At 69.0% G+C, this 22,697-nt stretch carries 27 protein-coding genes and 1 tRNA gene; 10 read left to right on the forward strand and 18 right to left on the reverse strand.

The window, feature by feature from the left end; translation table 11 throughout:
* Positions 1-20 precede the first annotated feature (20 nt).
* Positions 21-302: a helix-turn-helix domain-containing protein gene (locus JIN95_RS01355; RefSeq protein WP_007997999.1), complete on the reverse strand. Its 282-nt coding sequence runs from the start codon at positions 300-302 to the stop codon at positions 21-23.
* A gap of 271 nt (positions 303-573) precedes the next feature.
* Between JIN95_RS01355 and JIN95_RS01360 the strand changes: the two genes are divergently transcribed.
* From JIN95_RS01360 to JIN95_RS01370, 3 genes are all read left to right on the forward strand, one after another.
* Positions 574-882 (forward strand): hypothetical protein, encoded by a 309-nt coding sequence (locus tag JIN95_RS01360; protein WP_095635315.1) that lies wholly within the window; start codon positions 574-576, stop codon positions 880-882.
* A 1-nt stretch (position 883) separates the two neighbouring features.
* Entirely contained in the window at positions 884-2,704 is a 1,821-nt protein-coding gene (locus JIN95_RS01365) for a ribosome biogenesis/translation initiation ATPase RLI (protein WP_200530299.1), read from the forward strand.
* Between the two features lie 114 nt (positions 2,705-2,818).
* The gene (locus JIN95_RS01370) at positions 2,819-3,085 is read left to right on the forward strand and encodes an HAH_0734 family protein (RefSeq protein ID WP_004049300.1); all 267 of its coding nucleotides are present in this window, start codon (positions 2,819-2,821) and stop codon (positions 3,083-3,085) included.
* Positions 3,086-3,116: 31 nt separating this feature from the next.
* Here the strand turns inward: JIN95_RS01370 and JIN95_RS01375 are convergent, their stop codons facing one another.
* The 3 genes from JIN95_RS01375 to JIN95_RS01385 all read right to left on the reverse strand — a co-directional run bounded on the left by JIN95_RS01375 (position 3,117) and on the right by JIN95_RS01385 (position 4,651).
* Positions 3,117-3,722, reverse strand: a complete 606-nt coding sequence (locus JIN95_RS01375) for an L-threonylcarbamoyladenylate synthase (protein WP_095635313.1) — start codon at positions 3,720-3,722, stop codon at positions 3,117-3,119.
* 88 nt (positions 3,723-3,810) lie between these two features.
* Positions 3,811-4,320 (reverse strand): redoxin domain-containing protein, encoded by a 510-nt coding sequence (locus JIN95_RS01380; protein WP_200530300.1) that lies wholly within the window; start codon positions 4,318-4,320, stop codon positions 3,811-3,813.
* A gap of 1 nt (position 4,321) precedes the next feature.
* Positions 4,322-4,651, reverse strand: a complete 330-nt coding sequence (locus JIN95_RS01385; RefSeq protein ID WP_095635711.1) for a glutathione S-transferase N-terminal domain-containing protein — start codon at positions 4,649-4,651, stop codon at positions 4,322-4,324.
* A gap of 182 nt (positions 4,652-4,833) precedes the next feature.
* On the opposite strand from JIN95_RS01385, the gene JIN95_RS01390 reads away from it, so the two are divergent.
* A complete protein-coding gene (locus JIN95_RS01390) occupies positions 4,834-6,234 on the forward strand; it encodes a hemolysin family protein (RefSeq protein ID WP_095635311.1) in 1,401 nt (466 codons plus the stop codon).
* Positions 6,235-6,840: 606 nt separating this feature from the next.
* On the opposite strand, the gene JIN95_RS01395 is transcribed toward JIN95_RS01390, so the two are convergent.
* Positions 6,841-7,572, reverse strand: coding sequence for a DUF5781 family protein (locus JIN95_RS01395; RefSeq protein WP_200530301.1), 732 nt, complete (start codon positions 7,570-7,572; stop codon positions 6,841-6,843).
* An 81-nt stretch (positions 7,573-7,653) separates the two neighbouring features.
* On the opposite strand from JIN95_RS01395, the gene JIN95_RS01400 reads away from it, so the two are divergent.
* Entirely contained in the window at positions 7,654-8,709 is a 1,056-nt protein-coding gene (locus tag JIN95_RS01400) for a hypothetical protein (RefSeq protein ID WP_200530302.1), read from the forward strand.
* A 24-nt stretch (positions 8,710-8,733) separates the two neighbouring features.
* Here the strand turns inward: JIN95_RS01400 and JIN95_RS01405 are convergent, their stop codons facing one another.
* Positions 8,734-9,459 carry a queuosine precursor transporter gene (locus JIN95_RS01405; RefSeq protein ID WP_200530303.1) on the reverse strand — a complete coding sequence of 242 codons (726 nt, stop codon included), beginning with the start codon at positions 9,457-9,459 and terminating at the stop codon, positions 8,734-8,736.
* A complete protein-coding gene (locus tag JIN95_RS01410) occupies positions 9,452-9,661 on the reverse strand; it encodes a type II toxin-antitoxin system ParD family antitoxin (protein ID WP_095635307.1) in 210 nt (69 codons plus the stop codon). The genes JIN95_RS01405 and JIN95_RS01410 overlap by 8 nt, the downstream gene beginning before the upstream one ends.
* Before the next feature lie 519 nt (positions 9,662-10,180).
* On the opposite strand from JIN95_RS01410, the gene JIN95_RS01415 reads away from it, so the two are divergent.
* Positions 10,181-10,771 carry a 50S ribosomal protein L15e gene (locus JIN95_RS01415; protein WP_095635306.1) on the forward strand — a complete coding sequence of 197 codons (591 nt, stop codon included), beginning with the start codon at positions 10,181-10,183 and terminating at the stop codon, positions 10,769-10,771.
* Between the two features lie 694 nt (positions 10,772-11,465).
* Here JIN95_RS01415 and thsB read toward each other — a convergent pair.
* From thsB to JIN95_RS01440, 5 genes are all read right to left on the reverse strand, one after another.
* On the reverse strand, positions 11,466-13,112 hold the full coding sequence (gene thsB, locus JIN95_RS01420; RefSeq protein WP_200532092.1) for a thermosome subunit beta: 1,647 nt from the start codon (positions 13,110-13,112) through the stop codon (positions 11,466-11,468).
* Positions 13,113-13,456: 344 nt separating this feature from the next.
* Positions 13,457-13,624: a hypothetical protein gene (locus tag JIN95_RS01425; RefSeq protein ID WP_198951473.1), complete on the reverse strand. Its 168-nt coding sequence runs from the start codon at positions 13,622-13,624 to the stop codon at positions 13,457-13,459.
* Positions 13,625-13,883: 259 nt separating this feature from the next.
* A tRNA-Ser gene (locus JIN95_RS01430) sits at positions 13,884-13,965 on the reverse strand.
* Positions 13,966-13,993: 28 nt separating this feature from the next.
* Positions 13,994-14,299, reverse strand: a complete 306-nt coding sequence (locus tag JIN95_RS01435) for a hypothetical protein (protein ID WP_200530304.1) — start codon at positions 14,297-14,299, stop codon at positions 13,994-13,996.
* A complete protein-coding gene (locus JIN95_RS01440; protein WP_200530305.1) occupies positions 14,300-14,680 on the reverse strand; it encodes a Rid family detoxifying hydrolase in 381 nt (126 codons plus the stop codon).
* A 97-nt stretch (positions 14,681-14,777) separates the two neighbouring features.
* Here JIN95_RS01440 and JIN95_RS01445 point away from each other — a divergent pair, with 97 nt between their 5' ends.
* Positions 14,778-15,179 carry a zinc ribbon domain-containing protein gene (locus tag JIN95_RS01445; RefSeq protein ID WP_095635302.1) on the forward strand — a complete coding sequence of 134 codons (402 nt, stop codon included), beginning with the start codon at positions 14,778-14,780 and terminating at the stop codon, positions 15,177-15,179.
* Between the two features lie 65 nt (positions 15,180-15,244).
* On the opposite strand, the gene moeB is transcribed toward JIN95_RS01445, so the two are convergent.
* Positions 15,245-16,057 carry a molybdopterin-synthase adenylyltransferase MoeB gene (gene moeB / locus JIN95_RS01450; protein ID WP_200530306.1) on the reverse strand — a complete coding sequence of 271 codons (813 nt, stop codon included), beginning with the start codon at positions 16,055-16,057 and terminating at the stop codon, positions 15,245-15,247.
* A 583-nt stretch (positions 16,058-16,640) separates the two neighbouring features.
* On the opposite strand from moeB, the gene JIN95_RS01455 reads away from it, so the two are divergent.
* Complete coding sequence (locus tag JIN95_RS01455; protein ID WP_095635300.1) at positions 16,641-17,684, forward strand: ornithine cyclodeaminase family protein; 1,044 nt, start codon at positions 16,641-16,643, stop codon at positions 17,682-17,684.
* 43 nt (positions 17,685-17,727) lie between these two features.
* Positions 17,728-18,243 carry a dihydrofolate reductase gene (locus JIN95_RS01460; protein WP_200530307.1) on the forward strand — a complete coding sequence of 172 codons (516 nt, stop codon included), beginning with the start codon at positions 17,728-17,730 and terminating at the stop codon, positions 18,241-18,243.
* A 6-nt stretch (positions 18,244-18,249) separates the two neighbouring features.
* Here the strand turns inward: JIN95_RS01460 and JIN95_RS01465 are convergent, their stop codons facing one another.
* Positions 18,250-18,525 (reverse strand): hypothetical protein, encoded by a 276-nt coding sequence (locus JIN95_RS01465; RefSeq protein WP_200530308.1) that lies wholly within the window; start codon positions 18,523-18,525, stop codon positions 18,250-18,252.
* A 6-nt stretch (positions 18,526-18,531) separates the two neighbouring features.
* The gene (locus tag JIN95_RS01470) at positions 18,532-19,359 is read right to left on the reverse strand and encodes a 23S rRNA (uridine(2552)-2'-O)-methyltransferase (RefSeq protein ID WP_200530309.1); all 828 of its coding nucleotides are present in this window, start codon (positions 19,357-19,359) and stop codon (positions 18,532-18,534) included.
* Positions 19,360-19,530: 171 nt separating this feature from the next.
* Between JIN95_RS01470 and JIN95_RS01475 the strand changes: the two genes are divergently transcribed.
* Entirely contained in the window at positions 19,531-20,127 is a 597-nt protein-coding gene (locus JIN95_RS01475) for a hypothetical protein (protein WP_200530310.1), read from the forward strand.
* A gap of 49 nt (positions 20,128-20,176) precedes the next feature.
* Here the strand turns inward: JIN95_RS01475 and JIN95_RS01480 are convergent, their stop codons facing one another.
* Genes JIN95_RS01480 through gatB form a run of 3 tightly spaced genes read right to left on the reverse strand, consistent with a single transcriptional unit; the run spans position 20,177 to position 22,443 of the window.
* Positions 20,177-20,659: a GNAT family N-acetyltransferase gene (locus JIN95_RS01480; protein ID WP_321169248.1), complete on the reverse strand. Its 483-nt coding sequence runs from the start codon at positions 20,657-20,659 to the stop codon at positions 20,177-20,179.
* Positions 20,656-20,919 (reverse strand): ubiquitin-like small modifier protein 2, encoded by a 264-nt coding sequence (locus JIN95_RS01485; RefSeq protein ID WP_095635295.1) that lies wholly within the window; start codon positions 20,917-20,919, stop codon positions 20,656-20,658. The genes JIN95_RS01480 and JIN95_RS01485 overlap by 4 nt, the downstream gene beginning before the upstream one ends.
* A gap of 36 nt (positions 20,920-20,955) precedes the next feature.
* On the reverse strand, positions 20,956-22,443 hold the full coding sequence (gene gatB, locus JIN95_RS01490) for an Asp-tRNA(Asn)/Glu-tRNA(Gln) amidotransferase subunit GatB (protein WP_200530311.1): 1,488 nt from the start codon (positions 22,441-22,443) through the stop codon (positions 20,956-20,958).
* Between the last annotated feature and the right edge of the window lie 254 nt (positions 22,444-22,697).

Genomic DNA, 22,697 nt, shown 5'->3' on the forward strand with positions numbered 1-22,697 from the left:
GGGGCCGAGAGACGGGGTGGTCAGTCGGCGGTACAGGAGGCGTCGCTCTCGTCGCCGGTGAACTCCTGTGCGGGCTCGGTGAGCTTGTAGAGGTTCTGCCGGGCGTCCGCGAAGTAGACGTCCTCATCGACGACGCCGATCCCCTCCAGCCGTTCGAGCGCGTAGCGGACGGTCCGAGCCGACAGCATCGACTCCTGGACGATCCCCTTCTGGGTCAGCGGCCCGTTGTACTCGAGCACCTTGAAGACGAGCTTGGCGCTCGGCGGGAGGTCGTCGAGCCCCTCCGTTTGGGTTCCTTCCATCGTTACGAATCGAAACCGCACACCGGCATAAATGTTGATGCGTCACCGCGCTCGATCCGGCGTTTCTCTCCTGATAGCGGATCATATTGCTGGTTATCCGCACGATATGCGGCAATATAATCCTATAACTCGCCTGCAGACTGACCAGTCAGTCAGCGATAGCGCTCGCGCGCGCTCCGCCGGCGGTCCCTCGTCTCGGCGATCGGCCTCTCGGTGACCGGGCGCTCGGCGGAACGAACGGCTTTTCACCTGCGCTCGCGGATCCAGTGGTATGAGCGACGACTCGGGGATATCGGGCCACACCCGAAGCGTGGTCGTCACGACGATCTGCTGTCTCGCGGGGATCGTCGCGGGCGTCGTCTCGGCCGCCTACGTGGGCACGACCGTGGCCGCGGCCCAGAGCACCACCGTCGTACTGGTGCTCGGCGCGTTCGTGGTCGCCCAGTTCCCGCTGTACAAGGCGATCGGCGTCGGCGACTTCGGAGTCAAGGACAACCTCTACGTGGCGTTTCTGACGTTCACGCTGTGGTTCATCAGCTACACCGTGCTCGCGACGTCCGGCGTCCAGCTGGTGATCTGAGATGGCGGACGACAGCATCGCCGTCGTCGACCTCGACCGGTGTCAGCCCGACCGGTGTAACTACGAGTGTATGAACTACTGCCCGCCCAACCGGACGGGCAAGGAGTGCATCACGAAGCGCGGCGAGGACGCGGTCGAGGGCGACCCTGACCAGATCCACATCTCCGAGGAGATCTGCCTCGGCGAGACCTGCGGAATCTGCGTCGAGAAGTGTCCGTTCGACGCGATCGAGATCATCAACCTCCCCTCCGAGCTCGACGAGGAGCCGGTCCACCGCTACGGCGACAACGCCTTCTCGCTGTACGGGCTGCCGACCCCGGAGCCGGGCAACGTCACCGGCATCCTCGGGCCGAACGGGATCGGGAAGTCGACGGCGGTCCACGCGCTCGCCGGCGAGATGGTCCCGAATCTGGGCGACCACGAGTCGGAGGGCGACTGGGAACGCGTGCTCGACCGGTTCCGCGGCACCGGACTGCAGAACTACCTCGCGTCGCTGAAGGAGGGCGACGTGACCGTCGCGCGCAAGCCGCAGTACGTCGACCAGATCCCCAACCAGTTCGACGGCAACACCCGCGAGCTGTTGGAGCGCACCGACGAGCGGGGCGCGCTCGACTCTCTCATCGACCGGCTCAACATCGGGCCGGTGATGGACCAGCCGATCGACTCCATCTCCGGCGGGGAGCTCCAGCGCGTCGCCATCGCGGCGTGTCTCGCCCGCGACGCCGACTTCTACTTCCTCGACGAGATCACGCCGTACCTCGACATCGGCCAGCGGATGGTCGTCGCGCGGCTCATCCGCGAGCTCGCTGACGACGACGCCGCCGAGCGCTCGATGCTCGTCGTCGAGCACGACCTCGCGATCCTCGATCTCCTCGCCGACACCCTCCACGTCGCGTACGGGGAGCCGGGGGCGTACGGGGTCATCACCGACCCCAAGTCGGTCCGCAACGGGATCAACGAGTACCTGAAGGGATACCTCGACAACGAGAACATGCGGATCCGGCCGTCCGCGATCACCTTCGAGGAACACGCGCCGCGGGTCTCCTCGCGCAGCGAGACGCTGATCGAGTACCCCGACCTCTCGAAGTCGTACGGCGAGGGCGAGTTCGAGCTGCACGTCGAGGGCGGGGAGATCAACCGCTCCGAGGTGCTCGGCGTGGTCGGGCCGAACGGGATCGGGAAGTCCACCCTCGCGAAGCTGTTCGCTGGCTCGCTGGAGCCGGACGAGGGCGCGCTCGACTTCGCGCTCGACATCGCGTACAAGCCGCAGTACATCGAGATCGACCAGCCGATGCGCGTCGACGCGTTCCTCTCGTCGATCACCGACCAGTTCGGCTCCTCCTACTGGAACACGGAGATCGCCCAGCCGCTCCAGCTCGACCGCGTGATGGAGCAGAACCTCTCGGACCTCTCGGGCGGGGAGCGCCAGCGCGTCGCCATCGCGGCGTGTCTCTCCGAGGACGCCGACCTGTACCTCCTCGACGAGCCGTCCGCGCACCTTGACGTTGAACAGCGGGTGCGCGCGACGACCGCCATCCGGCGGTACGCGGAGAACCACGACGCGACCGTGATGGTGATCGACCACGACATCTACATGATCGACCTCCTCGCCGACCGCCTGATGGTGTTCGACGGCGAGCCGGCCGAGCGCGGGCACGCGACCCCGCCCCAGGAGATGCGCGAGGGGATGAACGAGTTCCTCGCCGACCTCGACATCACCTTCCGCCGCGACGAGCGGACGGGTCGCCCCCGGATCAACAAGCCGGGCTCGCAGCTCGACAGCCAGCAGAAGCGCGACGGCGAGTACTACTACTCGACCTAACGCCGTCCGCTCTCTCGTTCTTCTCGCCTCGCCCTCCTGTCTCACCGTCCGATTTCCAACCACCCAATCGGCGGTATCGAAGCGATTAAGCGGGGAAGCCGCGAACGACGGAACATGCAACACCTCATCATTCGCGGCGACCCCGGGATCCGGCGGGACGCGGTGATCGAGTACGAGGGCGAGGAGCTGGTGTGTTTCGGCATCAACGTCCAGGGCGGCTGGCACGGTCCGGACGAGCCCCAGCTCTGGTGTACCGTCGGCACCGAGGACGAGCGCGAGGCCTACGACAAGCGCGAGTACGTCCCTCACTGGCTCGACGTCGACACGATCGACGCCGAGGAGCTCGACGTGATCAAAGCGAAGGGCGAGCTGTCGGTCTAACGCCGCTGTCCGTTTCCGGTCGTCGTCTCTTCTACTCTTCCACCGGCGGGTCGTCCAGCCACGCCTCGATCGCGCCGGCCATCGCGCCGCGGCGGTGGATCGTTCTCGCCTCCGGGTCGACCACGGTGCTCTCCGTGCCCGGCGTCTCGCCGCCGTCGACGACGAGCGCGACGCCGTCGCGGATCCGGTCGTCGAGGTCGCCCGGGTGCGTGACGCTCCCGCGGCCGGAGACGTTCGCGCTCGTCGCGGTGAGCGGCCCGGCCTCACGGAGCAGGTCGCGTGCGAGGTCGTGGTCCGGCACGCGGATCCCGACCCGGTCGCGCCCGGCGGTGAGCGCGTCCGGGACCGCGTCGCCGCGCTCGACGACCACGGTCACGGGCCCGGGGAGGAACGCCCGGGCGAACGCGACCGCGAGCTCGCTCGGCTCGGTGTAGCGGAGCGCGGCGTCGACGCTGGGGACGCCGAGCGAGAGCGGGTTCGAGCGGTCTCGGCCCTTCAGCTCGAACACCCGCTCGACGGCCGCGGGGTCGAGCGCGTCGCCGCCGAGCCCGTACACCGTCTCGGTGGGGTAGACCACGAGGTCGCCGTCGGCGGTCGCCTCGGCCGCGCGTCGGAGGACGTCGCTGTCCGTTGTCACGAGAGCACGTTCGACGCGGTCGCGAAAAAGGGTGACGAGTGGGACCGTCGCGGTCGGCGGGCGCGGCGGTCGCCGCCTCCGCTCTCAGTCAGTCGACCAGCCGCTCGACCGCGTCGTCGATCGCCTCGGCGTCGGGGAACTCGGGGTGTTCGCTCGCGACCCACGCGAACGCGACGGTGCGGTCGGCGTCGAGGAGGAAGACGGCCGGGCGCGTCTCGGTGATTCCGGTCATGCCGTCGATGTCGTGTGCGAGGCCGTACTCCTCGATCACGCCCGCGCCCGGGTCGGAGAAGATCCGGGCGCCGTCGCCGCGCTCGGCGAGCAGGCGCTTGTGGGCGTACGGCGAGGAGATCGAGACGCCGAGCACGTCCAGGTCGTCGGCCCAGCCGTGGTCGTCGACCGTGTTGTAGAGGTACGTCGCCTGGAACGCGCCGTTCATCGGATGGAACAGCAGGAGGGTCGGCCCGTCGACGACCTCGTCGAGCGCGCGGTCCTCCCAGTACTCCTCGTCGACGAGCGGTCGCGTGAAGTCGGGCGCGGTGTCGCCCTCGGCGACGTGATCCGCCTCGGGGAGGGAGACGACGTCGAAGTCGGGCATCTCAGGCACCTCCCTCGGCGTCGGCTGCGCGGCCCCCATCGGTCGCCGCGTCGTCGACTGCGCGGCCCCCGTCGGTCGCCGCGTCGCCGTACGTTCCCCGCAGGTACTCCACGATGTTCGCGCTCTCGGACATCGTCACGCCGGTCTCGCGGTCGACGATGGCGGGCACGCTCCGGGCGCCGGAGACGCGCTTGACGACGTTGCGCTCGGAGTGCATCGGCTCGACGTACCGGGACCGGTACGCCAGTCCCAGCTCGTTGAGGGTGCGGACGACGCGCTCGCAGTACGGACACGCCTGCAGCCGGTACAGGGTGATCGGTGGCTCGCTCATGTCCGATCGGTCGGGCGCCTGCCCCCTAACCGTGTCGGCGGCGGCGGTCGCCGCCGCGGCCGGACCGCCGAGCGGGTTCGGGCTCGCGACCGTCCGCGAGATCCCGTCGGCCCGCGTTCGCGTTCGTCGGACCGCTTCGGAGGGTAACTCTTTAACGGTCACCGGACGGAGAGTCAGGGAGTATGGGCTTGTGGTCGACCACGTTGATGACCGGCGTTCCGCAGCTGCCAGCCATGGACGACCCGATCGTGACGGTCCTCGGTATCCTCACGATAATCGTGTTGCTCGCGATGTCGGCGTTCTTCTCCTCGTCGGAGATCGCCATGTTCTCCCTGCCGAAACACCGCATCGAGAGCCTCGTCGAGGAGGGCGTCGACAGCGCGGAGACGATCGACGGCCTGAAGCAGAACCCGCACCGGCTGCTGGTCACGATCCTCGTCGGTAACAACCTCGTGAACATCGGGATCACGGCAATCGCGACGACGCTCATCGGCGTGTACGTCGAGAGCGCGGTGGTCACCATCCTGCTCACCACCTTCGGGATCACGGCGATCGTGCTGCTGTTCGCCGAGACCGCGCCGAAGTCGTACGCCGTCGAGAACACCGAGTCGTGGGCGCTGCGGATCGCCCGCCCGCTGAAGCTCTCCGAGGGCGTGTTGTACCCCCTCGTCGTCGTCTTCGATTACCTCACCCGCGCGGTCAACAAGGTGACCGGGGGGCGGGCGGCGATCGAGTCCACGTACGTCACCCGCGAGGAGATCCAGAACATCATCGAGACCGGCGAGCGCGAGGGCGTCATCGAGGAGGAGGAACGCGAGATGCTCGACCGCATCTTCCGGTTCAACAACACCATCGCCAAGGAGGTGATGACGCCCCGTCTCGACGTCACCGCGGTCGCGAAGGAGTCCTCCGTCGAGGAGGCGATCGAGAAGTGCATTCAGGCCGACCACGAGCGCGTCCCCGTCTACGAGGGGAACCTCGACAACATCATCGGCGTCGTGACCGTCCGCGACCTGGTCCGCGAGCTGCGCTACTCCGAGGGCGAGCCGTCGCTGGAGCGCGTCGTGAAGCCGACGCTGCACGTCCCCGAGTCGAAGAACGCCGACGAGCTGCTCGCGGAGATGCAGGACAACCGCCTCCAGATGGTCACGGTCATCGACGAGTTCGGCACCACGGAGGGGATCATTACCTTAGAGGACATGGTCGAGGAGATCGTCGGCGAGATCCTGGAGGGTGACGAGGAGGCCCCGGTGGAGTTCTTAGCGGACAACGTCGCCGTCGTGCAGGGGGAGGTGAACATCGACGAGGTCAACGAGATGCTCGGGATCGACCTCCCCGAGGGCGAGGAGTTCGAGACGCTCGCCGGCTTCGTGTTCAATCGCGCGGGGCGCCTCGTCGAGGAAGGCGAGGAGATCGAGTTCGACGGGGTCCGGATCCGGATCGAGCGCGTGGACAACACTCGGATCATGTCCGCGCGCGTGACGGTGCTCGACGACGCGGCCGACTCGGTCGAGTCGACGGCGGACGGCGACGCGACGGAATCCGTCGGGGAGCCCGAAGCCGCCCCGAACGACGCGGAGTAGCACGCAGACGTGACCCGTGGCCGGGCGAGGCGGAGTTCCGCTGATCCGGTCGATCGCTTATAAATAGCTGATACCGGATCGCTGGTGACCAGTTCCGAAGCCCCAGCCGCTCGGTTATAAGTGGTTCACGGCGGATCGACGGTGAACACCGCCAAAGCCCCAGCCGCTCGGTTATAAATGGTTGCTGTCAGATCGACGGTGAACACCGCCAAAGCCCCAGCCGCTCGGTTATAAATGGTTGCTGTCAGATCGACGGTGAACACCGCCAAAGCCCCAGCCGCGAGGGCGGCGCACGCTCGCTGCGCCCCTCACTCGGTCGCTCACTCCGTTCGCTCCCTCGTTGCGGTGCTTACGTCGCCTGCGCCGCCCTCGCGGCTGCCCCTTTGAGTCCCACCCGACAACAACCGCAACCGCATCCTCACACCTCCCCAGCCTCGTCGGTCGCCTCCGCTTTGCTCCGGCGACCGACTCCCTCGCGCGTGCTACTCGGCCGCGGGGCGGCCTCGCAGGCACGCGCCACCGCACAGTTACTTATAAACGATGGTCGTTGTCGGGTCGCCGTCTTATCGAGTTCGTTTCAAAAGCCGGTCTCCAGTCAATCTCCAGTTACACCGCGTACGCCCGGGCGGCCGCGACCAGCGCCTTCCGGTAGTCGCTCTCGGAGGGGTCGGGGCCGAGGTCGAGGAACCGCTGTTTGAACGCGTCGACGTCGACGGCGTCGGTGTCGCTGGCGGCCGCGCGCGCGAGGTCGTAGATGCGGTGGTCCGGTCCGGCGATGTCGTGGCGCTCGACGAGAGCGAGCGCGAACGCGGCGTTGACCGCGGTGATCTCCGGGTCCGCGCCGCCCGTGACCGGCTGACTCCCGTCCCGGGAGACCCTGGGACGGTCCGCGACCGCGGCCGCGAGGGTCGACTCGAGGAAGCCGAGGAGCTTGTCCGCGGGCGCGACCGAGAGCGTGATGTCGTCGGCGTAGATGTCCTTCATGTGGTTCGCGATCTGGTAGCAGTGCGTGAGCTTGCGGCGCTCCACCTGCTCGCCGGAGAGCCCGAGGTATAACGCCTCTTCCGTCGACTGGACGTGGGAGGCGTGCCCCTCCTCGTAGCGGGCCATGTGCGAGAGCTCGTGAACGGCGAGCTCGCGGGCCATCGCGCTGGTGGCGGCGCGCTTCGAGACGTTCAGGACGTGGTAGCCGTCGTAGTGGCCGGCCCACGTCCGCTCGTCGGGGTCCTCGCGCACCTTCACGCGGACCGGGTCGTCAAGGGACCACTCGGTCTCGAACAGGTCGGCGGCGCCGAGAAACGGGTCGGGGGGGACATCCCCCTGTACGCGGAGATCCATGCGTACAGTTCACACGGGTGGGTCGGGTAAGTCTCTTGCGCCCGTCGAACCCTTTTGCCGCCACACGTCGAACGTCGCGCCATGGTCACGCGCGTCTACGCGGCGTACGATGACGGGCTCCGGGTCATCGACCCGGAAACGGGATCGGTCTCGCTCCGGCTGGCGGACCGCCCGGTCAAGTGCCTCTCAGTCGAGTGCCTCTCGGTCGGCCCGGGAGCCGACGGGGACGGGAGCGCCGGCTCCGACGGCACCCGAGTGCTCGCCGGAACCTCCGACGCGGGGCTGTTCCGCTCGACCGACGGGGGAGAGACCTTCGAGCGCGTCGCCGACGAGACGCTCGGCCCCGGCGGGACGGGTCCCGACGCGGTCACCGCGGTTGCGACGAGCCCGCACGACCCGGCCGTCGTCTGGATCGGGACTGAGCCCTCGCGGGTCTTCCGGTCCGTCGACGGCGGGCGGACCGCCGAGCGCGTCGGCGGGCTGACCGCGGTCCCGTCCGCGTCCGAGTGGTCGTTCCCGCCCCGACCCGACACCCACCACGTCCGGTGGATCGAGCCGTCTCCGGCGGACCCGGACCGGTGGTTCGTGGGCGTCGAGGCCGGCGCGCTGGTCGTGACTCCGGACGGCGGCGAGACGTGGCTGGACCGGCCCGAGGGGTCCCGGCGCGACAACCACGCGCTCGCGACGCACCCGGCCGCCCCGGACCGGGTGTACACCGCCGCGGGCGACGGGTTCGCGGAGAGCGAGGACCGCGGCGAGTCGTGGCGCGTCGTCGACCGCGGGCTCGACCACGGATACGTCTGGGGGCTGGCGGTCGACCCCGGCGACCCCGAGACGGCGATCGTGAGCGCGGCCTCGGGGGCGACGGCGGCGCACCGCCGCGGCGAGGCGTACCTCTACCGGCGGACGACGGGGGACGGATCGGACGCGTCGCCGCGGTTCGAGCGCCTCGACGACCGGGGGATTCCGACCGGCGAGGGGACCTACCGGGCGGTCCTCGCGAGCGGCGGGGAGTCGGGGGGCGTCTGGGTGATACACAATGAGGGGCTCTACCGGACCCGCGACGCCGGCGAGTCGTTCGAGCGCGTCCCCGCGGACCTGCCGGCGTCGCCCGCGCGGGCGCTCGCCGTCAGGTGATCCGGTGATCAGTCGATCTGGTGATCAGTCCCGAACGAGGCCGACGACGAGGTAGACGATCGGCGTGTCGAGGACGGCGATCGCGAGCTTGAGGAGGTACTGGCCGAGGCCGAGCGCGACGAGGACGCTCCCCGGGAGCGGATCTCCGGACCCGAGCAGGAGCGGCGCGGCGTAGAACGCGACGCCGACGAAGATCGCGGTGTCGATCGCCTGACTGCTGGCGGTCGACGCGATGTTGCGCAGCCACAGCAGCCCTTCACCGGTGCGGTCGCGGATCGCGTGGAAGACGAACACGTCCCAGTTCTGGCTCACGACGTACGCGAGCAGGCTCCCGGCGACGACGTTGGCCGCGGGGCCGAGCGCGGTGTCGAAGGCGGCGGCGACCTCGGGGTCGATCCCCGGCGCCGCGAGGGTGGACCAGACGAGAGCGAGCACGAGGAAGTTCGCGAGGAAGGCGACGTTGACGACCACCTGCGTCGCGCGGCGCCCGTACAGCTCGGCGTAGGCGTCGGACGCGAGGAACGTCAGCGCGTACGCGAGCGCGGCGCCCGGCAGCGTGATCTCGGCGCCGACGACCGGGAGCGCGAACGGGAGGGGTAAGGCGATCACCTTCGCGGCGGTGAGCTGTGCGGTCGCCAGCGCGACGACGAACAGCGTGATCAGCCCGACCGCGGCCACCGCGGAGCGATCGAGGGGGTCGACCGCGAACGGTCCCTCACTGCCCGCCGCCCCGCTCGTCCGACTACTCATCGTCTCCCCCGTCGCCGCGAGCGGTTTCGTCTCCGTCCTCCAGCCGGTCGTGACGGGCGTCGATCTCGTCGAGCACGTCGAGGGTCTTGCGGATAGACGCGCGGACGGCGTCGCTGCGGTTCACGAACTTCCCGTCATCGCCGACGTGCTCGTCGAGGTCGTCGAGCAGCTCGCCCGGGATCTCGACGCTTATCTTAGGCATACCGCGGCGGAGACGACGCTGGCGTATGAGTGTTATTATCCGAGTATTCCTCGAAGAGCACCGATCCTGAACGTCTCCAGATCGGACGTCCGTCGTGCGCCGTCGCTCGAGAGCACGGTTCCTCCGCGAGCGCGGGCGTCGACGCCGAAGACCGACCGCGGACGACCTGGCGAAATACCCTACCATGCCCGGTCGCCAGCGGGGGCGCAATGCCCGCTCGGATCCACACGCGCGGGAGTGCTAACGGTTTCGGTGGCGCCCCGAGCGCAGACGCGCTGATCCGACGCCTCGAACTTCTCACCCACGGGCCACGCACTTCTTGTCACCCTCCCCCACGCGACCGCCGTAGCGAAGCGGTTAAGGGCGAACCGCGGGAAATACGGGCAACTCGCTGGTGCGGACACAGCGGGCACTCGCCGCCGGGGTCGGCCTCGACGCAATAGTCGTCGACGCCGCGCTCCGGGACGAGACGACATGTGGCCGCTTCGCGGCTGAATCGCAACCGTCCGCGGACAACATATGGCACGAAGCTTCTACTCGCACATCAAGGAGGCGTGGCGGTCCCCCAAGGAGGGGAAACTCGCAGAGCTGCAGTGGCAGCGTAAACAGGAGTGGCGCGACGAGGGCGCCATCGAGCGCATCGAGCGCCCCACGCGCCTCGACAAGGCCCGTGAGCTCGGCTACAAGGCCAAGCAGGGCGTCATCGTCGCCCGCGTGAGCGTCCGCAAGGGCGGCTCGCGCAAACAGCGCCACAAGGCGGGTCGTCGCTCGAAGCGCCAGGGCGTCAACCGCCTCTCGCGGCGCAAGTCGATCCAGCGCATCTCGGAGGAGCGCGCCTCGCGCAAGTACCGGAACCTCCGCGTGCTCAACTCCTACTGGGTCGGCGAGGACGGCTCCCAGAAGTGGCACGAAGTGATTCTGGTGGACCCGAACCACCCCGCGATCGAGAACGACGACGATCTCGGGTGGATCGCCTCGGACGACCACAAGGGGCGCGCGTACCGCGGGCTCACCTCCGCCGGCACCAAGGGCCGCGGTCAGCGCACGCGCGGGAAGGGTACCGAGAAGACCCGCCCGAGCGTCACCGGCAACGACCGTCAGGGCAAGTAAGCCCGACCGCGGCTCCGACCGACTTCTCTCGTTTATCAGTCGCCTAGTGACGACGTCGACGTAGCGTCGTTCGTCGGTGAACGTGGTGTTGATTCACTGCGGGAGTGATTATCGCAGATCGTGGGTGGTGAGACAGTATTTAAATAGCTGTGAGCGACGGCGACGATCGCTTATAAAGAGGTCGCGGTGGCGTGTGCCTGCGAGCGGCCGCCAACGGCGGCCGCGAGCAGCGCGCGCGAGGGAGTCGCTGGCGGCGACAGCCGCCAACGACGAGGCTGGGGAGGTATGAGGTTGCGCGGTGCTGTGCGGGGCGGGATTCAAAGGGGCAGCCGCGAGGGCGGCGCAGGCGACGCAAGCACCACAGAGAGCGAGTGAAACGAGCGACCGAGGAGCGCAGCGAGCGTGCGCCGCCCTCGCGGCTGGGGCTTTGCAGGTCTTCACCGTATCGTCGATCACTTATAACCAGCCGACAGCAACACCCCAATGCGACTTATAAACAACCACTCTATCAACGTGCGATACCTACTCCCGATATCGATCGCCGCCATATTCGATTGGCCGCCCGGAATGAGTTCACCAACAGCTACGGAGTTCGACAGAGCCAAAAAACGAAATCGGGGGAATGCGAGCGTGCGTGTTCGAACGGCGGTACGCGGCCGGAACGGCTGAGTGTGTGCTGTGTCCTATCCGAAGCTCACATCGCACCGCCCATGCCGCCCATACCGCCCATGCCGCCGGCGGGGGCGCCGCCCTCGTCGTCGTCGCCGCCGGTCGAGAGGTCGCCCGCGGAGATGATGTCGTCGATTTTCAGCACGAGGTTCGCGGCCTCGGCGGCGGAGGCGATCGCCTGCTCCTTCGCGTGGGCCGTCTCGACGACGCCGGCCTCGGTCGTGTTCTCGACCTCGCCGGAGAAGACGTTCAGCCCGGCGTCGGTGTCGCCGGCCTCGTGGGCCGCGCGCAGGTCGACGAGCAGGTCGATGGCGTCGAGCCCGGCGTTCTCGGCGAGCACGCGCGGGATCAGCTCGAGCGAGTCGGCGAACGCCTCGACGGCGAGCTGCTCGCGGCCGGAGACGGAGTCCGCGTAGTCGCGCAGCCGGCGGGCGAGCTCGACCTCGATGGCGCCGCCGCCGGGCAGGGTGCGCCCGTCGGAGACGGTCGTCGAGACCACGTCGATCGCGTCCTGAATGCCGCGTTCGAGCTCGTCGACGACGTGCTCGGTGGTACCGTACAGGAGGAGCGTGACCCCGTGGGCGTCCTCGCCCTCGACGTAGAACAGCTCCTCCTCAGTGTCGCGGGTGACCGAGCCGACCGCGAGGTCGTCGGCCGTGAGCGAGTCGAGGTCGCTGACGATCGGCGCGCCGAGCACGTTCTTGAGGAAGGTCAGGTCGGACTTCTTCGTCCGGCGGACCGCGAGGATACCCTCCTTCGCGAGGTAGTGCTGGGCGAGGTCGTCGATCCCCTTCTGACAGAAGACCACGTCGGCGCCCGACTCGACGATCTTGTCGACCTTCTCGCGGAGCTCCTCCTCCTCTTTATCGAGGAAGCGCTGGAGCTGGTCGGGGGACTCGACGTTGACGGCGGTGTCGACGTCGGCCTCCTCGACCTCGATCGGGTCGTTGAGCAGGAGGACGTCGGCCGCCTCGAAGTCGGTCGGCATGTCCTCGTGGACCGGGTCCTTGTCGACGACGGCGCCGGAGAGGAGCCGGGACTCGCCGGCCGCGCGGCCGGTGCGCGTCTCGATGTTGAGGTTCGCCAGATCGACGACGTGGGAGCCGTCGTCGGCCTCGACCGTGACGCCCTGGATCGCGCGGACGACGAGGTCGGCGAGCACGTCCTTGTCGAGCTCCGCGCCCTTGCCGGTCATCGACGTCTCGGCGACGCTCTTCAGGGTCTCTGTGTCGTCGGGGTCGACCGCGGTGGCGACCTCGTCGACCTGTTCGCGGGCGTACTCGCTCGCGAGGTTGAAGCCCTTGATGACGGCCGTCGGGTGGATGTCCTGCTCGAGGAGGTCCTCGGCGTTCTTGAGGAGCTCGCCCGCGATTGCGACCGCGCTCGTCGTGCCGTCGCCGGCCTCGTCCTCCTGGGTCTCGGCGACCTCGACGATCATCTCGGCGGTCGGGTTGTCGATGTCCATCGTCTGCAGGATGGTGACGCCGTCGTTCGTGATGGTGACGTCGCCCATCGAGTCGACGAGCATCTTGTCCATCCCTTTCGGCCCGAGCGTCGAGCGTACGGACTCGGCGACGCCGCGCGCCGCGGAGATGTTGTACTCCTGTGCGTCCTTGTCCTTGACGCGCTGGGCGTCGTCGCCCATGATGATCATCGGCTGACCCTGCTGCATTCGCTGACTCATACACCGCTTGATTGATTGTGATTCTATATAAATATGTCGTTGATCGGCGTTCGCCCGACGCCGTCACGGCCCGATTAGCTGCCGGAGAAACCGCAGTACTCCACGGCCTTCGACCGACATTTGTGTGTATCGTTAGCACGGGACTTCGGTGCGATCGAACGCCCGTATCTAACCGATTTATATACGGATCCACGCGGTCGTCGGATCGAGGAACGCTCCCGGCGGGAGTACCGCTGCTGGAACGCCGTTGTCGCGGTTCGCTGTCGGTCGCTTCAGGGACGCCGCTGTGAACTATCGAACGAAAACGGAAAAGCGGGGTCGGCCGCGATCGGTCACCGATCGAGCTCGTCGGTCTCGGTGAGGTACTCCGAGTCGACCTCGTCGATCGTCGGTTCCGGCGGTTCGTCGGCGGCGTCGAGCTCGCGTCGGTTGAGGCGACTCTCCAACTGCCGGCGCTTGTTCCTCCCTTTCCGCTCGCGACCTGATTTCGTGTCTGGCATCGTCACCTGTGTCAACATTACCCATACATATGAGTCTTGTGTCGGTGTGCGAGAACGTCTACACACGACCGATCAGCGTCGATACGCGACGCTGGGAGTTCGAAGGCGTCGACAACAAACGCCAGGAGAGGGATTTGAACCACAGTTGTTCCGCTCGCTTCGCTCGCTCCACTCCCTGGTTCAAATCCACGTCCGGGTTCGTCGACGCCGGACTCGCTCGTCGCTCCGCTCCTCGCTCGTAGTCGGCGTCGACAAGAAACGCCAGGAGAGGGATTTGAACCCCCGATCCCGGAAGGGAACACGCTTTCCAGGCGTGCGCCTTACCACTCGGCCATCCTGGCTCCGGATTGAGGTAATCCGGTGGGACTGTTAAGTCCTTCTTTTCGCGTGGAGTCGGTGCTCGGTCGCGTACGCGATCCCGCCGGACGCGACGGCGATCGTCCCCGCGATCGCAAACAGTCTGGGGTATCCGAACGGGAGGTCGCCGTCGAGGAGCAGGTACCCCTGTGCGAGCACGAGGAACACGAACCCGCCGACGAGGCCCCACAGGGCGGCGGACCGGGCCCTCGCCCGAGGGGTTGCCGGGACGCCGGGCGGATCGCCGGATCCGCCGCTTTCGGCCTTGCCGCTTCCGGCCTCCCCGCTTCCGTCCCTCTCGACGGAGCCGTCCGCCATCTACTCGACGACGGCGACGGCCTCGATCTCCACGTCGGCGCCCTTCGGGAGCGCCCCGACCTCCACGGCCGACCGGGCGGGCGGCGACTCGTCGAAGTAGTCCGCGTACGTCTCGTTCATCTCGTCGAAGTCGTCGATGTCGGCGAGGAAGACGGTCGTTTTGAGCACGTCCTCCGGCGCCGCGCCCGCCTCGTCGAGCACCGCCACGAGGTTGTCGAGGACCTGTTCAGTCTGTTCCGCGACCGACGCGTCGTCGCGGAGGTCCCCGTCCGGCGTCAACGCGATCTGCCCGGCCGTGAACACGAGGTCGCCGTCCGTCGTCGCCTGACTGTACGCGCCGACCGCCGCGGGGGCCGCGTCGGTGTGGACTGTCTCCTTCATGCGCGTCCGCCTTCGACGGGGGAGCATAAAGTGACCGGGGAACGCGCCCTCCGCGCCACCGTTGCGCCTATATCCTTTGCGTGCTAACACACGACACATGACGGGCGCAGAAATCGTCCCGGTCGTCGCGATCCTCGGCGCGGTGGCCCTGATCAACCTCGCGTTCGCGTGGCTGTTCACGCGCGGGGACCGCGATCCCGCCGACTTCCTCGGATCGGCGCGGGAGGTACCCGAGGAGGCGAAGGCCGATCCGGACCCGAAAGCCGATCCGGACCCGCCCGGCGACGGGGCGACGGGACTCGCGGTGACCGCGGGAGAGGAGGGGCCGGCCGGCGACCCGCCGCCGCTCGACGCCAACGGCGAGACGGTCGTCTGCCGGCACTGCGGCGCGGAGAACCGGACGGGCTACCACTACTGCCGGTGGTGCGTTCGCTCCGGCTTCGTCGACGACGGAGCGGGCGGCACCGCGGGGGCGGCGATGACGAACCGGTCGCTGTGAGGCCGCCGCGCCGGCGGTTCGTCGCGGGTTCGTCGCGGGTTCGTCGCGAACCCCTTGCGGTGCGGTCAGTCCGCGTCGACCCGGCAGCCGCCCGAGTAGTCGATCCCCTCAATCGTCTCGATGCCGTCGTCGCCACAGACCGGGCAGTCGGGGTTCCGCCGATAGGGCACGGACTCGAAGCTCATGTCCATCGCGTCGTAGAAGAGCACCCGTCCCTCCAGCGGGTCGCCGGCATCGAGCAGGAGCTTGATCGCCTCGGTCGCCTGAATGCATCCGACCGTCCCGGGGAGCACGCCGAGCACCCCGGTCGCCGCGCAGTCGGGCACCGTCCCCGGCTCCGGTGCCTCCGGGAACAGACACCGGTAGCAGGGCCCCTCGGGGACGAGCGTCGTCGCCTGCCCCTCGAACTTGTAGATGGCGCCGTGAACGACCGGAAGCCCCTCGATCCGCGCCGCGTCGTTGACGACGTACCGGGTCCGGAAGTTGTCGGCGCAGTCGACGACGAGGTCGTAGCCGGCGAGCAGATCGCGGACGTTCCCCTCGTCGAGCCGGGTCTCGTGGGTCTCCACGTCGATGTCGGGGTTGAGTCGGTCGACGTACCGCGCCGCCGACTCGACCTTCGGCTCCCCCACGTCGCTGTCGCCGTGGATCACCTGTCGCTGGAGGTTCGAGCGCTCGACCACGTCGTCGTCGACGATCCCGAGCGTGCCGACGCCCGCGGCCGCGAGGTACTGGATGACCGGCGCCCCGAGCCCGCCGGCGCCGACCACGAGCGCGCGGGCGTCGAGCAGGCGCTTCTGCCCCTCCGGCCCGACCTCGTCCATGATCACGTGCCTGGAGTACCGGTCGAGCTGGTCGGCGTCGAGCGAGAGACTCATGGGTCGATCTGGGCAGGGAGTCGGTATAATCGTGTTCCCGACTGGACGCGAGCTCGGACTATTACTCATCAGGCCCTACTGCCGCGGCGAACGCCTTCCCTGAAGCCCAGCCGCTCGGCCGTACAACGACGTGCTCGCTTATAAATCGCTGATCGACGCGGACGAGACCTCCTAAGCCCCAGCCGCTCGGCCATACGACGACGTGCTCGCTTATAAACCGCTGATCGACGCGGACGAGACCTCCTAAGCCCCAGCCGCGAGGCGGGCAGACGCTCGCTGCGCTCCTCACTCGGTCGCTCACTCCGTTCGCTCCCTCGTTGCGGTGCTTACGTCGCCTCTGCCCGCCTCACGGCTGCCCCTTTGAGTCCCACCCCGCCCCGCACAGCACCGCACCTCACTCCTCCCCAGCCTCGCGGTTCGCGCTCTCCGAGCGCTCACCGCGTCCCTCGCACGCGCTCCTCGCGGCCGCTTTGAAGCGGCCGCTCGGAGGCGCGCGCCACCGCAGTCATCAGCCGTACCGATCGCCTCGTGGTCCGACGCCGATTCAATAGCCTTCAAGTACCCCTCCGGCAAAGCTTGCGACATGCAGACGCTGCTTTTGAACGCGGACGACGTCGACGAGAACGCACGCATGGACCGCGTCATCGACGCGGTGCGGGGCGCGTTCACGGCCTACGAGCGCGGCAACGCCAAGATGCCGGCGAAGTCGTACATCGACCTCCCCGAGTACAACGGCGACTTCCGGTCGATGCCGGCCTACCTCGACGTACGGACCGAAGACACCGACGAGGACACCGGCTGGGACGCGGCCGGGATCAAGTGGGTGAACGTCCACACGGACAACCCCGCCGACCACGACCTCCCGACCGTGATGGGGACGATGATCTACTCGGACCCCGAGACCGCGTTCCCGCTGGCGGTCCTCGACGGCACGACGCTCACGATGAAGCGCACGGGCGCGGCGGCCGCGGTCGCCACCGACGAGCTGGCGGTCCCGGACGCGAGCTCGCTCGGGATCGTCGGCGCCGGCGTCCAGTCGTACACCCAGCTCGAAGCAATCGCCGCGGTGCGCGACATCGAAGAGGTCGTCGTGAGCGACCTCGACGAGGAGCGCGTCGCGAACTTCATCGACGCCTTCGAGGACCGGTTCGACGTGCGAGCGGGCTCGATCGCGGAGGCCGGCCACTGCGACGTACTCTCGACGGTGACCCCCGTGGAGGACCCCATCGTCGGCCCCGACGACGTGGGCGAACACACCCACGTCAACGCGATGGGCGCGGACGCGGCCGGCAAACACGAGCTCGCGGACGACCTCCTCCTCGACGCGACGATCGTCATCGACGACCACGAGCAGTGCACCCACTCCGGCGAGATCAACGTCCCCTACGCCGCGGGCGACCTGACCGACGACGACATCTACGGCGAGATCGGCGAGATCGTCGTCGGCCGCCGGCCGGGACGCGCGGGGACCGTCGGCACCGCGGACGGCGAGGGCGTCGACGGCGTCACCGTCTTCGACTCCACCGGCCTCGCGATCCAGGACGTGGCCGCCGCCCGCGTCGTCTACGAGCAGGCCGACGACAACGACAACGGCTATCCGTTCGACCTCCTCGGGCTCGACGGCTGAGCCCGACGCGCGGATTTTTCACCGCGGCACTCCTACTCGGCCCGTGCAACTCGTCAGCGTCGCGGCGATCGCGGAGAACCGGGCGATCGGAAGGGACGGCGAGGTGCCGTGGCCGCACATCGAGGCCGATGTCCGACAGTACCGCGAGCGCGTCGCGGGCTCGCCCGTCGTCCTCGGCCGCCGCACCTTCGACTCGATGCGCGACGACCTTCCCGGCTCCCGGCAGATCGTCGTGAGCCGGAGCGTCGACGCCGTCGACGTCCCGACTGCGGTCGTCGTCGACGGCGTCGACTCGGCGATCGAACGCGCCGATGAGATGGCCGCTGCGGATGCTGGCAGTGGCGGGGGCGACACCCCCGTCTACGTCCTCGGCGGCGGAGCCATCTACGAGCTGTTCCAGCCCCACCTCGACCGGATGGTGCTCAGCCACGTGGCGGGGAGCTACGAGGGCGACACCTTCTACCCGGCGTGGGATCTGGAGGAGTGGGCCGTCGCCGACGAGACAGAGTTCGACCGGTTCACGCTCCGCGAGTGGGTCCGGCGCGGCGGCGTGGCCTGACCGCGGTCAGACTTCGTCGTCGGTGTCGCCGTCGGCCCCGCTCCCGTCAGCGCTCCGGCGCAGTCGCCGTCTCACGACCAGCCCGACGACCAGCACGGTCGCGGCGGTGACGAGCCCGGAGACGAGCGCGCCGCGCGGGCTCGCCGTCCCCGTCGCCACCGTGGTCGCCGAGGCGCCGCCGCCCGCGAGCGCGGCGCCGCCGGCGATCCCGCCGAGCCCGATACAACAGAGGCTGAGGAGCCCGACGAGCGACAGCGATTCGAAGATCCCGTCGTCGCTCACGGCCCCTCACTCCCCGTTGCCGTCGTCGGGCTCGTGACCGCCCGCATCGTGACCGGTTCCGTCTGTATCCACGCGCGTCGCGAACCCGAACCGCGGCTTGGCGTCGTCGACCTCGACGGTCACGGTCTCGCCCACGTCGGCGTCGGAGACGAACAGCGAGTACCCCTCGACGTACGCGATCCCGTCGCCCTCGTCGCCGCGCTCCTCGACCGTCACCTCGATCCGGTCGCCCGTCTCGACCGGGGCGGTGTTCAGCCCCCTGGCGACGAGGTACACCTCCGAGGAGGAGTCGCGCGAGGCGGGCGGCGAGACGGTCCGGATGTACTGGAACTCCTCGCGGACATCCTCGCGGAACGCGTCGAGGTCCTCGCCCTGGAACACCTTCACCACGAAGTCGCCGCCGGGCGCGAGCAGCTCCTCGGCCACGTCGAACGCCTGCCGCGCGAGGTGGACCGACCGGGCGTGATCGAGGGCGTACTCGCCGGTCATGTTCGGCGCCATGTCCGAGATCACCGCGTCAGCGCCGCGCTCGCCGACCGCCTCGCGCAGGTAGTGGCGGGTGCGCTCCTCGGTCATGTCGCCGCGGATCGTCTCCACGTCGTGCTCCTCGAGGTCGTCGATGCGCTGGAGGTCCACGCCGACGACGGTCCCCGACTCGCCGACCTCCTCGGCGGCGACCTGCAGCCAGCCGCCGGGGGCGGCGCCGAGGTCGACGACGGTGTCGCCGCGGTCGAACAGGTCCGACTCCTCGTCGATCTGCTTCAGCTTGTAGGCCGACCGGGCGCGGTACCCCTGCTGTTTCGACTTGTTGTAGTACTCGTCTTTACCGCTCATGCGGGAACCACCGCGCCGCGTGGCGCTTCCGTTCGGCCGACCGCGGGCGAGATCGCGTTCATACCTGATCGAAGGGGGGCGACCCGGAAAGACGTGCCGGATCCCGGCGTGAACTCGGCATCGCCGGCCGGAACCGTAACCGACAGGGCGGCGTGCGAGGGCACGTCACTCATGCTCGCTGCGGCGGCCCGCACCTACTCGGCGGTCTTCGCTCCGGAACTGTTCGTCCTGCTCTGTGCGCTGCTGCTCGTCGGCTACGAGTGGCGCGGCGATCCCGACCGATCCCCGAGCGACCTCGCGCCGCGAGTCGGGGTCGTCGGGATCGGGTGGGCACTCGCGTTCGCCGTCTACGAGGGCGTGCCCCTGCTCGTCGACCTGCCCGCGTGGGGCTCCGATCTCACGGGGAGCGTCGGGGTAGGCGTCGGCCTCGGGATCATCTGGCTCGGGTGGCGGCTTGGCGGCTGGGGGCCTCTCGTCGAGGGGTTCGCCGCCCTGCTCGTGGCCGTCACGGTGCCGCACCTCCTGATCACCCCGTTTTGGGCCGTGTCGAGCCACGTCCTCTACGCGCTGGCGCCCGCGGGCTACCTCTTCGCGGTCGACCGGCGATTCGCTCCGCTGTTCGCCGCGGGGCTGGGGATGATCGCGGTCCGACCGCTCGCGGGGGCCCACACGTGGGGCGAGTCGGTCGGCGCGGCCCTCCTCGCCGGCGCGTTCCTGGTCGCGCTGCTTCGGTTCTCCCCGCCCGCGACGCGCCCGACCGCGGCGTGACCGCGGGGGATCCGTCGGATCCCGGCCGCTCGGTCGGGGAGGGCGTCGCTCAGCGCCGACCGCCGTCGACGCGCCTGCGTCCTCGCAAGCGGTCGCCGTCGCTATTTCGGTCGGTGACTTCGAACCCCAGATCGGCGTAGAAGGACTCCAGGTCGGCGTCGAACGCGGCGGTGACGGACTCGATCGCGGCGTCGCGCTCGGCGCGCCGGACCGCCGCGGCGACGAGCGCCGACCCGATCCCCCGCCCGCGACGCGCCCGCCTGACGGCGACGGCGTCGACGTGGAGTCGCTCCGGCTCCGGGCGCGTCGCGACCAGCGCGCCGACGACGGCGTCCGTCCGTTTAAATCGGGCGACCAGAGCGTCGCCGGCGTCGGACGCGCTGTCGGCGTCGATCGCGGTGTCGACGGTCTCGGCGTCGGTCTCCAACATCGCGGCGTCGAGCACGCGGAGGATATCGAGGCGGTCGTCGGGGGCGGCGGGCTCGATCGCGAACCCCTCTGGAGCGGTCACGGACGACTCCCAGTCGCTCACGCGTTGCTTTCGGCCGATGTACCGTCGACCGACTCGCCGTTAGCCGACCCGCCGTCCGTCGACCCGCCCTTGATCAGCCGGAGGAGCCGGACCTCGTCGGCGTCGACGACGCGGTCGCCGGGGACCGGGGAGCCGTCGACCAGCGCCGACGCCTCCTGCGGGTGGTACCCCGCCTCGCGGATGAGGTCGGCGTAGGTGGCGTCGTCGGGGAGGTCGTACTCGGCGGTCCCCTCGCCGACGATCTCGACGGTAACGTTCACGGGCGCCCCTCGGCGACGGTGACGTTCATGGCGAGCCTACCCGTCCAGCTCCTCGCGGAGCAGCCCGTTCACCTCGCCCGGGTCGGCGCTGCCGCCCGTCGCCTGCATCACCTGCCCGACGAGGAAGTTGATCGCGCCCTCGTCGCCGTCGTGGTAGTCGCTCACGGCGTCGGGGTTGTCGTCGATGGCGGCCGCGACGGCGGCCTCGACCTCGCCGGAGTCGGCGACACCGAGCCCCTCGCGGTCGATGACGGCGTCGGGGTCGTCGCCCTCGTCGAGCATCTCGCGGAGGACGACCTCCTCGGCGTTCTTGACGGTGAGCTCCTCGGCGGCGACCAGCTCGATCAGGCGCGTGAACTCGTCGAGCCGGTCCTCCACGTCCGTAATCTGCATCTCGCGGTAGTTGAGCTCGCCGAGCAGGTTGTCGGCGACCCACGTCGCGGCGAGGTCGGGGTCGAACGACTCGGCCACGTCCTCGAAGAAGTCGGCGACCGCCTTCGTCGAGGTGAGCTTCGAGGCGGACTCGCGGTCGAGCCCGTACTCCTCGCGGAAGCGCTCGCGGCGGGCGTCGGGCAGCTCCGGGATCGGAATCGACTCCTTCCAGTCCGACACCTCAAGCGCCGGGAGATCGGCCTCCCGGAAGTAGCGGTAGTCCTTCTCGGCCTCCTTCGAGCGCATCGAGACGGTGACGCCGCGCGCCTCGTCCCAGTGGCGGGTCTCCTGTTCGATCTCGCGGCCGCGCCGGAGCACGTTCTCCTGTCGGGTGACCTCGTACGCGAGCGCCTGCTCCGCGCCCTTGTGACTGGAGATGTTCTTCACCTCGGCGCGGTTCACGTCCGCGAGGGCCTCCTCGGCGATCGCCCCGTCGTCGTCGACCTCGCTTTCGGGGACTAAGGAGACGTTGGCGTCGACGCGCAGGCTCCCGTCGCGGGTCGGGTCGAAGACGCCGAGGTACTCGAGGACCTCCTCCAGCTTCGCGAGGAACGCCCGCGTCTCGGCGGGGGACCGGAAGTCCGGTTCGGTGACGATCTCCATCAGGGGCGTCCCGGCGCGGTTGTAGTTCACGAGCGTGTGCGTCGCCGACTCGATGGAGCCGCCGGCGTGCTGGAGGCTCCCGGGGTCCTCCTCGAGGTGTGCCCGGGTGATCCCGATGGTGCGGTTCTCGTCGTCGACGCGGACCTCCAGCTCGCCGGACTGGCAGATCGGGGCGTCGTACTGGGTGAGCTGGAAGTTCTTCGGCAGGTCGGGGTAGTAGTAGTTCTTCCGGTGGAACGTCGTCGTCTCGGGGATGTCGGCGTCGATCGCCTTGCCGATCTTCACGGCGGCCTCGACGGCGCCCTCGTTGAGGACCGGCAGCGCGCCCGGCAGCCCGAGGCAGGTCGGGCACGTGCGCGTGTTCGGCTCCTCGTCCTCGGCGGGCTCCGTCGAGCAGCCGCAGAAGATCTTCGTGTCGGTCTCGAGCTGGACGTGGACCTCCAGCCCGATCACGACCGTCCGCTCCTCCGTCGCGGCCTGAGTGCTCATTACCGGTCCGTTTCGGGCGGGCCGCCTAAATCGTGTCGGGACCGATACGGGGATCACTCAGGTCGCGTCGGCGCGGATTCGGCGGTTCGCTTTCGCGGTTCTCGACGACACGTCGCTGACTGCGGAGCGACGGTGAAGGCCGCCAAAGCCCTCGTCGCGACGGCTCTGGCGCTTTGCTCCGCTCCTCGCTCACTTCGTTCGCTGCGGTGCTTGCGGCAGCGTGCGCCCGCCTCGCTGCTGCCCCGTTGAGTTCC

Source organism: Halorubrum sp. LN27 (assembly GCF_016635065.1).
GTDB lineage: Archaea > Halobacteriota > Halobacteria > Halobacteriales > Haloferacaceae > Halorubrum > Halorubrum salipaludis.

Excerpts from the sequence above, each read along its gene's own strand:
- JIN95_RS01355 (WP_007997999.1), bottom strand. The coding sequence starts at position 302 with ATGGAAGGAACCCAAACGGAGGGGCTCGACGACCTCCCGCCGAGCGCC.
- JIN95_RS01360 (WP_095635315.1), top strand. The coding sequence starts at position 574 with ATGAGCGACGACTCGGGGATATCGGGCCACACCCGAAGCGTGGTCGTC.
- JIN95_RS01365 (WP_200530299.1), top strand. The coding sequence starts at position 884 with ATGGCGGACGACAGCATCGCCGTCGTCGACCTCGACCGGTGTCAGCCC.
- JIN95_RS01370 (WP_004049300.1), top strand. The coding sequence starts at position 2,819 with ATGCAACACCTCATCATTCGCGGCGACCCCGGGATCCGGCGGGACGCG.
- JIN95_RS01380 (WP_200530300.1), bottom strand. The coding sequence starts at position 4,320 with ATGCCCGACTTCGACGTCGTCTCCCTCCCCGAGGCGGATCACGTCGCC.
- JIN95_RS01385 (WP_095635711.1), bottom strand. The coding sequence starts at position 4,651 with ATGAGCGAGCCACCGATCACCCTGTACCGGCTGCAGGCGTGTCCGTAC.
- JIN95_RS01390 (WP_095635311.1), top strand. The coding sequence starts at position 4,834 with ATGGGCTTGTGGTCGACCACGTTGATGACCGGCGTTCCGCAGCTGCCA.
- JIN95_RS01395 (WP_200530301.1), bottom strand. The coding sequence starts at position 7,572 with ATGGATCTCCGCGTACAGGGGGATGTCCCCCCCGACCCGTTTCTCGGC.
- JIN95_RS01400 (WP_200530302.1), top strand. The coding sequence starts at position 7,654 with ATGGTCACGCGCGTCTACGCGGCGTACGATGACGGGCTCCGGGTCATC.
- JIN95_RS01405 (WP_200530303.1), bottom strand. The coding sequence starts at position 9,459 with ATGAGTAGTCGGACGAGCGGGGCGGCGGGCAGTGAGGGACCGTTCGCG.
- JIN95_RS01410 (WP_095635307.1), bottom strand. The coding sequence starts at position 9,661 with ATGCCTAAGATAAGCGTCGAGATCCCGGGCGAGCTGCTCGACGACCTC.
- JIN95_RS01415 (WP_095635306.1), top strand. The coding sequence starts at position 10,181 with ATGGCACGAAGCTTCTACTCGCACATCAAGGAGGCGTGGCGGTCCCCC.
- thsB (WP_200532092.1), bottom strand. The coding sequence starts at position 13,112 with ATGCAGCAGGGTCAGCCGATGATCATCATGGGCGACGACGCCCAGCGC.
- JIN95_RS01425 (WP_198951473.1), bottom strand. The coding sequence starts at position 13,624 with ATGCCAGACACGAAATCAGGTCGCGAGCGGAAAGGGAGGAACAAGCGC.
- JIN95_RS01435 (WP_200530304.1), bottom strand. The coding sequence starts at position 14,299 with ATGGCGGACGGCTCCGTCGAGAGGGACGGAAGCGGGGAGGCCGGAAGC.
- JIN95_RS01440 (WP_200530305.1), bottom strand. The coding sequence starts at position 14,680 with ATGAAGGAGACAGTCCACACCGACGCGGCCCCCGCGGCGGTCGGCGCG.
- JIN95_RS01445 (WP_095635302.1), top strand. The coding sequence starts at position 14,778 with ATGACGGGCGCAGAAATCGTCCCGGTCGTCGCGATCCTCGGCGCGGTG.
- moeB (WP_200530306.1), bottom strand. The coding sequence starts at position 16,057 with ATGAGTCTCTCGCTCGACGCCGACCAGCTCGACCGGTACTCCAGGCAC.
- JIN95_RS01455 (WP_095635300.1), top strand. The coding sequence starts at position 16,641 with ATGCAGACGCTGCTTTTGAACGCGGACGACGTCGACGAGAACGCACGC.
- JIN95_RS01470 (WP_200530309.1), bottom strand. The coding sequence starts at position 19,359 with ATGAGCGGTAAAGACGAGTACTACAACAAGTCGAAACAGCAGGGGTAC.
- JIN95_RS01475 (WP_200530310.1), top strand. The coding sequence starts at position 19,531 with ATGCTCGCTGCGGCGGCCCGCACCTACTCGGCGGTCTTCGCTCCGGAA.
- gatB (WP_200530311.1), bottom strand. The coding sequence starts at position 22,443 with ATGAGCACTCAGGCCGCGACGGAGGAGCGGACGGTCGTGATCGGGCTG.